Here is a 7,797-nt window from a genome sequence, read left to right as displayed (position 1 = left end):
GGGCCGCGCGGGCCTCCCGAAAACCCGCCCACAGCCCGGCCACCCGGGTCGAGTCAGCCCCCGGCCGGCGCGGCCGCCCTGCGGCGCGCCCGGTGCGCGGCCACGTTCGCGCGGTTGGCGCACGCATCCGAGCAGTAGCGTTTGCGGCCGTTGCGGGAGGTGTCCGCGAACACCCGCTCGCAGCCGGCCGCCGCGCACACGCCGGACCGGCCCAGACCGTAGTCGGCCACCAGGTTGGCCAGCCCCATCGCGGTGTTGATCCGGATGCGCTGCACGAACGGCACCCCCGACGGCGCGTGGTGCAGGTGCAGCCCATAGCCGTGATCCACCAGCCGCGGCCGGACCTCGACCCGCGCGAGCAGGCCGTTCACATGCTCGACGGCCCCCTCCAGGTCGGTGATCGCGAAGAACGCGCGCAGTTCACCCGCCCACTCCAGCAGAGGTTCGAGCGCCTCCTCACCCAGGTCCTCGACCAGGAACGAGAACGGTCTCAGCACATCTCGCGCGGACTCGGTGTCCGGAGGCGAGCCGTCGATGCCCGTCCACGCGTTGACCATCGCGACGGCAGCGCCGACGCCGTCACTGCGGTAACCGTTGACTTCCATTGAACCCTTACCTAGGCTGCGAGACATGTAAGGAGCTACGCCGACACACCCATTACCCCTATCGATCACCCTAGCCAACATGGGGGCAACGCGATGTCTTCCCGGTGCGACGCCTGTGGACGGATCGAGGATCCGCGCATGACCGTACTGTCCCGACACCCCACATCACAGGGCGAAGTCGTCTACACCCGCTGCCTGTGCGGCAGCGTGGGCGTGCGGCTGCGGCCGTCCACGACGGAGCGGCCCCCGCACGAGGTGCTCCTCGCCCAGGGGCCGCCGGCCGTACCGCTTCGGGGTTAGACGCTCGCGTCCTTGCCCGCCTTCGCGGCCTCCTCGGCCGCCGCACGCTCGTCCTTCTTCGTCTTGCGCAGGCTCAGCACCGTGGTCGCCGCCAGGGTCACCACGATCACGCCGAGCGAGAGCGGGATGCCGATCTCCGGCACGTGCACGCCCTGCCCGTGCAGCGCCTCGAAGATCAGCTTGACGCCGATGAAGCCGAGGATCACCGACAGGCCGTACGACAGGTAGACGAGCTTCTTGAGCAGCCCGCCGATCAGGAAGTACAGCTGGCGCAGGCCCATCAACGCGAACGCGTTCGCGGTGAAGACGATGTACGGCTCCTTGGTGAGGCCGAAGATCGCCGGGATCGAGTCCAGGGCGAACAGCACATCGGTGGTGCCGACGGCGATCATCACGATCAGCATCGGGGTGACGAAGCGCTTGCCGTTCTCCTTCACCACGAGCTTCATGTCGCGGTAGCCGTCGGTGGTCGGCAACACCTTCTCGACCTTGCGCAGGAGGGCGTTCTCCTCGAACTCCTCCTCCTCGTCCGACCGGGCCTCCTTGATCAGCTTCCACGCGGTCCAGATCAGGAACGCGCCGAAGATGAAGAAGACCCACGAGAACGCGGCGACGACCGCGGCGCCCGCGGCGATGAAGATGCCGCGCAGCACCAGCGCGAGCAGCACGCCGACCAGCAGCACCCGCTGCTGGTACTGCGGCGGCACCGCGAATTTGCCCATGATCAGCACGAACACGAACAGGTTGTCGACGCTCAGTGACTTCTCGGTGATGAAACCGGCGAAGAACTCGCCGGCGGGTGCCGATCCGGAGAAGACCCACAGGCCGATTCCGAACACGACGGCGAGACCGACCCAGAAGATGCCCCAGAGGGACGCCTCCTTGAGGGTGACCTCGTGCGGTTTGCGATTGAGGAACAGATCGACTGCCACCAGTGCCAACAGCACGGCGATGGTCAGGATCCAGGCAACGGGTGAAACGTCCACTGCGCCTCCGGCAGACGTGGGGGGTCGCGTCATCGCCGGAGGGGGGATGTACCCCTCCGATTACCTCCAGGATGCCAGAAGGTAAAGGAAAGGCCAAGTGATTCTTTGCCAAAGCCTGGTGACAGGTCATCGGAGGACCCGTCCGCGTCGGCCCGCTCGGAGCGCCCGGATACCCGTCAGACCACCGGCGCGAACCCCCGTCGCGGCTTGAGTACGGGCGCGGGCAACCGCTCCGGAGCCCGGGCGGGCGGCACCGGCAGACCCAGACGGCGGGTGCCCAGGCCCGCCAGCAGCAGCGGAAGCAGGCGCGCGGTCACCCGGGCATCGGCCAGGGCCGCGTGCGCGTCGGGAAAGGTCAGCCCGAAGTGCGCACAACACGTCCCGAGCTTGTGGTCGGCCAGCGGCAGCCCGGACGCCTTCGCCAGCCTCATCGTGCACAGCGCGGGCAACATCGGCGGCGCCAGGCCGGCCGCGACGAACTCGGCCTCCAGGAAACGCTGCTCGAAGGACGCGTTGTGGGCGACCACCACGGCGTCCGCGAGCAGCCCGGCCAACTCCCGGGCGATCTGCGCGAACCGGGGCGCGCCCACCACGTCGGCGGCGGTGATCCGATGCACGTGGCTCGCGCCCACCGAGCGCCCCGGATCCAGCAGCGTGGTCCACTCGCGCAGCACCTCACCGGTGCCGCGCATGCGCACCACGCCGATCTCCACGATCCGGTCCCCTCGGGCCGGCGAGAACCCGGTGGTCTCCAGGTCGACGACCGCGAATTCGGTCCGAGCGACCTCGGCGGGCACTCCGAGCATGCGCACGGGATCGGCATAGGCGAACAAGGCGACATCCCTCTCCCCCGGCCGCCTTGGTCACGACCGACGGGGCGAGAGTCTATGACCCCCGCCCCGCCACTTTTGCCGCATTGCCACGAACTGCCCGCTTCGAGTGACCCCGCCCGACGTCCGAGCCCACCCGGCCGGAAACCGAACGACGCACGGCGTTCGAGGCCACCGGGCCGGAGGCCGCACGACGCACCCGACCAAGCCTCGCCACCCGGCGGACCCAAATCACCTCGGCCCGGCCGGCGTTCGAGGCCACCCGGCCGAAGGCCGAGTCCCGCGTGCTCAGCGCCCGCCCGTGCCGGCGACCCAGGACAACAGCTGCCGCGTGGCGTCCGCGCCGCCGGACGGCAGATCCGCGGTGTACACCCAGGGCAGCCCGATCCACGGGTCCATGATGTGGTCCTCCGGAATCGCGGTGAGCCGCAACAGCGACCGCCACAACGGATCCAGCAGCGGCCCGAACGACTCGGCGTCCCCGCGCGATCCCACCACGATCACGTGCACCCCGACCCTGGGCCCCTCCTCGACGATGTGCCGCAACTGGGCCGCACTGCGATCGTCGAAGCCGAACGGGAAATCGTGCACGAGCACCAACTGCCGGGCCAGATCCAGATCGCTCGGCAGCGAGTCCACCGCGTCGTTGGCCACCGCCATCCGCACCAGTTCGATCCGGTCCAGAATCCGCCCGAGCAGCGCGGACACGTCGGCCGCATCGGTAGCCACCGGCCCCACCAGCAGCCCGGACGACGCAAGCGGCTGCAACGGCGCGGCAGCCGTACCCTTGCCCGCCGGGTCGATCACGTGCACCTTGAACTCGCCCACCGGGAACGCCGCGAACATCCGCGCGGTCAGCGACACCGCGAGCTCGTCGGCCCGCTCCGCGCCGTTGCCCCGCTCGCCCTCCAGGCCGGTCGCGCCGGTGTCGATCCACAACCCGCGATCCATCGGCAACCGCAACACCATCGGCACCCGCAGCTCCGGCCGCTCCGGCAGGTGCAGGTCGCCGAGCCGAATCGCCGGCGCCCCGTCCTCGGGAGCCTGCCACCCGGCCCACGACGTGCTGTCCCAACGCGCCATCACCGGCGGCAGGTTCGGCTCCAACTGCTCGACCTCGCCGACCAGCTGCGCGGTGTCCCGGTCGAGCACGGCCTTGGCCTGCTCGGCCAGCGCCCGGTGTCGATCGCGCGCGGTGTCCTGCGCGGCCAGCCCCGCCGGCGAGAAGCGCGCGGCCGGGTCGTTCAGGACGCCTTCCAGCTCCTTGTCCAACCGGCCGTCGGCGTACTCGATCGCCGATCGGTAGGCGGCGGCCGATCGCGCCGCGTCCTCGAACACGCCCCAGACCTGCTCGTAGAGCTTCTCCACCTCGCGCCGCGCGGCCCGCTGCGCGGCCTCGCGCTCGACGTCCGGCGGGGCCGCGGCCCACGCCATGCCGCCGCTCGGATCCACCCGCGGCACGGTGCCCGGCTCGCGCGGTTCGGTGGGCGCGTTCGCGGCGCTGAACGGCGCGGCTGCGGGTCCGCCGAGCGCGGTGCGCGCGCGGTCCACCACCCGTGCCCGGTTCTGCACGCCGACGTCCTTGAGCAGCGCCTCCAGGCCGGCCTCGTAGCCCTGCCCGACGGCGCGCACCTTCCACGCGCCCTGGCGTCGATACAGCTCGACGGTGTGCAGCGCGCGCTCGCTGCCGAGGTCGGTGATCCGGAACGTGGCCAGGTCCTCCCCGGCCGCCCGCACGGTGACCACCGGCGCCGCAACCACGCCGAACCGGTCCACGCCGCCGCCCTCCAGCGAGGCGCCGACCAGCACCCGCTCGATCTCGGCGGGCAGCCTGTCCAGCTCGAAGGTCGCACCGGCCTGTCGGATGGTCGCCCCGACGGTGTCGACACCACCGCGCTGGATCACATCGTCGTCGCCGCGGACCCGATCGTCGGCCCCCACCAGGGTCACCACCAGCTCGACCGGGCATTGCGCCGCGATCTCGACCTCCACCCGGGTGTCGGGCAGTGTCAGGTTCTGACCCCGTACCAGTTCGGTGCTCACGTGCGTTCGTCCCCTCCCCGCCCCGCCGGGACGGACCCCGCGCGAGCGGGCCGGGAGGCGTGATCCGCTCGTCCCGGCCCGCTCACCATGTTTGGTTGTGCTGCGTCCTACAGGTGCGCCATCAGAGCCGGGAGCAGGTCGCGCAGGGTCTGACCGTGCGCGGGCTCGCCGATCGCGGCCATCTTCCAGCCGGTGCCGTGCCGGTAGAGCTTGGCCATGATCTGGCCGGTGTAGTTGCCACCGCCGGAGAGCGTGTAGCGCGCCAGCTCGGTGTTCGTGGTCTCGTCCACGATCCGGCAGAACGCGTTCTCGATCTCCTGGAAGGTCTGCCCCTGGAACGAGCTGACCGTGAAGATGATCTGGTCCACGTGCACCGGCACGCGGGACAGGTCCACGAGGATCGACTCGTCGTCGCCGTCACCGTGCCCGGTCAGGTTGTCGCCGGTGTGGCGAACGGACCCGTCCTTGCTGGTGAGCTGGCCGAAGTAGCAGACGTCGACCGGCTGGTTCTCGGCGAAGAGCACGCACGACGCGTCGAGGTCGACCTCCTTCTCCCGGCTGCCGAACAGGCCGCGGCGCTTGATGGCGTCCCATCCCAGGCCCATCCGGACCATGGTCAGCTCGCCACCACCCGGCTTGTCGAGTGAAATCCTCTGGCCCTTGGACATGTTGACGGCCACTGGCGACGTCTCCCCTCACAGATTTGGTCACGCGGCGCGCGAACGCCGTCCCGTGGTCGGGGCGGGCCCACACTGGCCGCAGAGTAGTCCTCGGAAGTCGCCGGTGTCCCGGCGAGCCCCCTCGGTGACATTCAGGATCACGAACCTACCGGTCAAGACGTACGGACTTCACGGGCCGTTCCCGCATCCCCGTGATCCGTCCCGAACATCGTGCTACGCGATGCCCGCCGCCTTCATCCCGCGCAGCTCCTTCTTCAGCTCCCCGACCTCGTCGCGCAACCGCGCGGCCAGTTCGAATTGCAGTTCGGAGGCCGCGGCGTGCATCTGCTCGGTCATCACCCGGATCATGTCCGCGAGATCGGCCGCGGGCAGATTGTCCGTCGCCGCCTTCTTGCCCAGAGAGGGCACCGGCGCCTTCTGCCGACCCTTGTTGCCGGCCAGCAGATCGGCGGTGTCCGCGTCCTCGCGCGAGATCGCGTCGAGAATGTCCACGATCTTCTTGCGCAGCGGCTGCGGGTCGATGCCGCGCTCGGTGTTGTACGCGATCTGCTTGGCGCGTCGACGGTTGGTCTCGTCGATCGCCTTGGCCATCGACGGGGTGATCTTGTCCGCGTACATGTGCACCTGGCCGGACACGTTTCGCGCCGCACGACCGATGGTCTGGATCAGCGAGGTGCCCGAGCGCAGGAAGCCCTCCTTGTCCGCGTCCAGGATGGACACGAGCGAGACCTCGGGCAGGTCCAGGCCCTCGCGCAGCAGGTTGATGCCGACCAGCACGTCGTACTCGCCCAGCCGCAGCTCGCGCAGCAGCTCGACCCGGCGCAGCGTGTCGATGTCGCTGTGCAGGTAGCGCACCCGCACACCCTGCTCCAGGAAGTAGTCCGTGAGGTCCTCGGACATCTTCTTGGTGAGCGTGGTGACCAGGACCCGCTCGTCCTTCTCGGCCCGGGTGCGGATCTCGTGCAGCAGGTCGTCGATCTGGCCCTCGGTCGGCTTGACCACGACTTCGGGGTCGACCAGGCCGGTCGGGCGGATGATCTGCTCGACCACCGCGTCCGCCTTGGCCAGCTCGTACTTGCCGGGGGTCGCGGACAGGTACACCGTCTGTCCGACCCGCTCCAGGAACTCCTCCCACTTGAGCGGGCGGTTGTCCATCGCGGACGGCAGCCGGAAGCCGTGCTCGACCAGGGTGCGCTTACGCGACGCGTCGCCCTCGTACATCGCGCCGATCTGCGGCACGGTCACGTGCGACTCGTCCAGCACCAGCAGGAAGTCCTCGGGGAAGTAGTCGAGGAGCGTGTTCGGCGCGGTGCCGGCGTCGCGGCCGTCCATGTGCCGCGAGTAGTTCTCGATGCCGGAGCAGGTGCCGATCTGGCGGAGCATCTCGATGTCGTACGTGGTCCGCATCCGCAGCCGCTGGGCCTCCAGCACCTTGCCCTGCTTGTCCATCCGGGCGAGCGTCTCCTCCAGCTCCTGCTCGATCCCGGCGACCGCCCGCTCCATGCGCTCGGGGCCGGCCACATAGTGGGTGGCGGGGAAGACGTAGAGCTCGTCGTCCTCGCTGACCACCTCGCCGGTGAGCGGGTGCAGCGTCATCAGCGACTCGATCTCGTCGCCGAACATCTCGATCCGCACGGCCAGCTCTTCGTAGACCGGGAAGATCTCGATCGTGTCGCCGCGCACCCGGAAGGTGCCGCGCGTGAACGCGACATCGTTGCGGGTGTACTGGTTGCCGACGAAGCGGCGCAGCAGCGCGTCGCGCTCGATCTCCTCGCCGACCCGCAGCCGGACCATCCGGTCCACGTACTCCTGCGGGGTGCCGAGGCCGTAGATGCAGGACACGGACGCGACCACGATCACGTCGCGGCGGGTCAGCAGCGAGTTGGTGGTCGAGTGCCGCAGCCGCTCGACCTCCTCGTTGATCGAGGAGTCCTTCTCGATGTAGGTGTCCGTGGTCGGGACGTACGCCTCGGGCTGGTAGTAGTCGTAGTACGAGACGAAGTACTCGACGGCGTTGTTGGGCAGCAGTTCACGAAACTCGTTGGCGAGCTGGGCCGCGAGGGTCTTGTTGGGCGCCATGACGAGGGTCGGCCGCTGGAGCCGCTCGATCATCCACGCGGTCGTCGCCGATTTCCCGGTGCCGGTCGCACCGAGCAACACCACATTCTTGTCGCCCGCGGTGACCCGCTGCTCGAGAAGATCGATCGCCTGCGGCTGGTCACCGGACGGCCGATAGGGACTGACGACCTCGAAGGGCGCCACTTTGCGTTCGAGATCGGTAATGGGTCGCACCATACATACGTTACGACCCCGGGCCGACAAACGGCGTGGGCGCCGTTTAGATCGGAAGAGC

Annotated in this window: 7 protein-coding genes; 1 reads left to right on the top strand and 6 read right to left on the bottom strand. The window is 69.5% G+C overall.

Annotated elements, in window-relative coordinates; all coding sequences use genetic code 11:
• Positions 1-53 precede the first annotated feature (53 nt).
• The gene (locus ABZS54_RS40970) at positions 54-605 is read right to left on the bottom strand and encodes a CGNR zinc finger domain-containing protein (RefSeq protein ID WP_355547908.1); all 552 of its coding nucleotides are present in this window, start codon (positions 603-605) and stop codon (positions 54-56) included.
• 138 nt (positions 606-743) lie between these two features.
• Between ABZS54_RS40970 and ABZS54_RS40965 the strand changes: the two genes are divergently transcribed.
• Positions 744-905, top strand: coding sequence for a hypothetical protein (locus ABZS54_RS40965; RefSeq protein ID WP_355547905.1), 162 nt, complete (start codon positions 744-746; stop codon positions 903-905).
• Here the strand turns inward: ABZS54_RS40965 and ABZS54_RS40960 are convergent.
• The 5 genes from ABZS54_RS40960 to uvrB all read right to left on the bottom strand — a co-directional run bounded on the left by ABZS54_RS40960 (position 902) and on the right by uvrB (position 7,736).
• Positions 902-1,891, bottom strand: a complete 990-nt coding sequence (locus ABZS54_RS40960) for a TerC family protein (protein ID WP_355547902.1) — start codon at positions 1,889-1,891, stop codon at positions 902-904. The two genes, ABZS54_RS40965 and ABZS54_RS40960, sit on opposite strands and share 4 nt — an antisense overlap.
• Before the next feature lie 176 nt (positions 1,892-2,067).
• Entirely contained in the window at positions 2,068-2,724 is a 657-nt protein-coding gene (locus tag ABZS54_RS40955; RefSeq protein WP_355547899.1) for a 3'-5' exonuclease, read from the bottom strand.
• A 285-nt stretch (positions 2,725-3,009) separates the two neighbouring features.
• The gene (locus ABZS54_RS40950) at positions 3,010-4,764 is read right to left on the bottom strand and encodes a TerD family protein (protein ID WP_355547896.1); all 1,755 of its coding nucleotides are present in this window, start codon (positions 4,762-4,764) and stop codon (positions 3,010-3,012) included.
• A gap of 107 nt (positions 4,765-4,871) precedes the next feature.
• Positions 4,872-5,444 (bottom strand): TerD family protein, encoded by a 573-nt coding sequence (locus ABZS54_RS40945; RefSeq protein ID WP_020553592.1) that lies wholly within the window; start codon positions 5,442-5,444, stop codon positions 4,872-4,874.
• Between the two features lie 213 nt (positions 5,445-5,657).
• Positions 5,658-7,736 carry an excinuclease ABC subunit UvrB gene (gene uvrB, locus ABZS54_RS40940; protein ID WP_355547911.1) on the bottom strand — a complete coding sequence of 693 codons (2,079 nt, stop codon included), beginning with the start codon at positions 7,734-7,736 and terminating at the stop codon, positions 5,658-5,660.
• Positions 7,737-7,797: the final 61 nt, after the last annotated feature.

Origin of the sequence: Embleya sp. NPDC005575, from assembly GCF_040605455.1 — a bacterium.
In the GTDB taxonomy this organism is placed as follows: Bacteria; Actinomycetota; Actinomycetes; order Streptomycetales; family Streptomycetaceae; genus Embleya.
Note: the sequence above shows the minus strand (reverse complement) of the source record. Positions and strands in the feature narration are given on the sequence as shown.

Coding starts and splice junctions, on each gene's coding strand:
- ABZS54_RS40970 (WP_355547908.1), bottom strand. CDS start 605: ATGGAAGTCAACGGTTACCGCAGTGACGGCGTCGGCGCTGCCGTCGCG.
- ABZS54_RS40965 (WP_355547905.1), top strand. CDS start 744: ATGACCGTACTGTCCCGACACCCCACATCACAGGGCGAAGTCGTCTAC.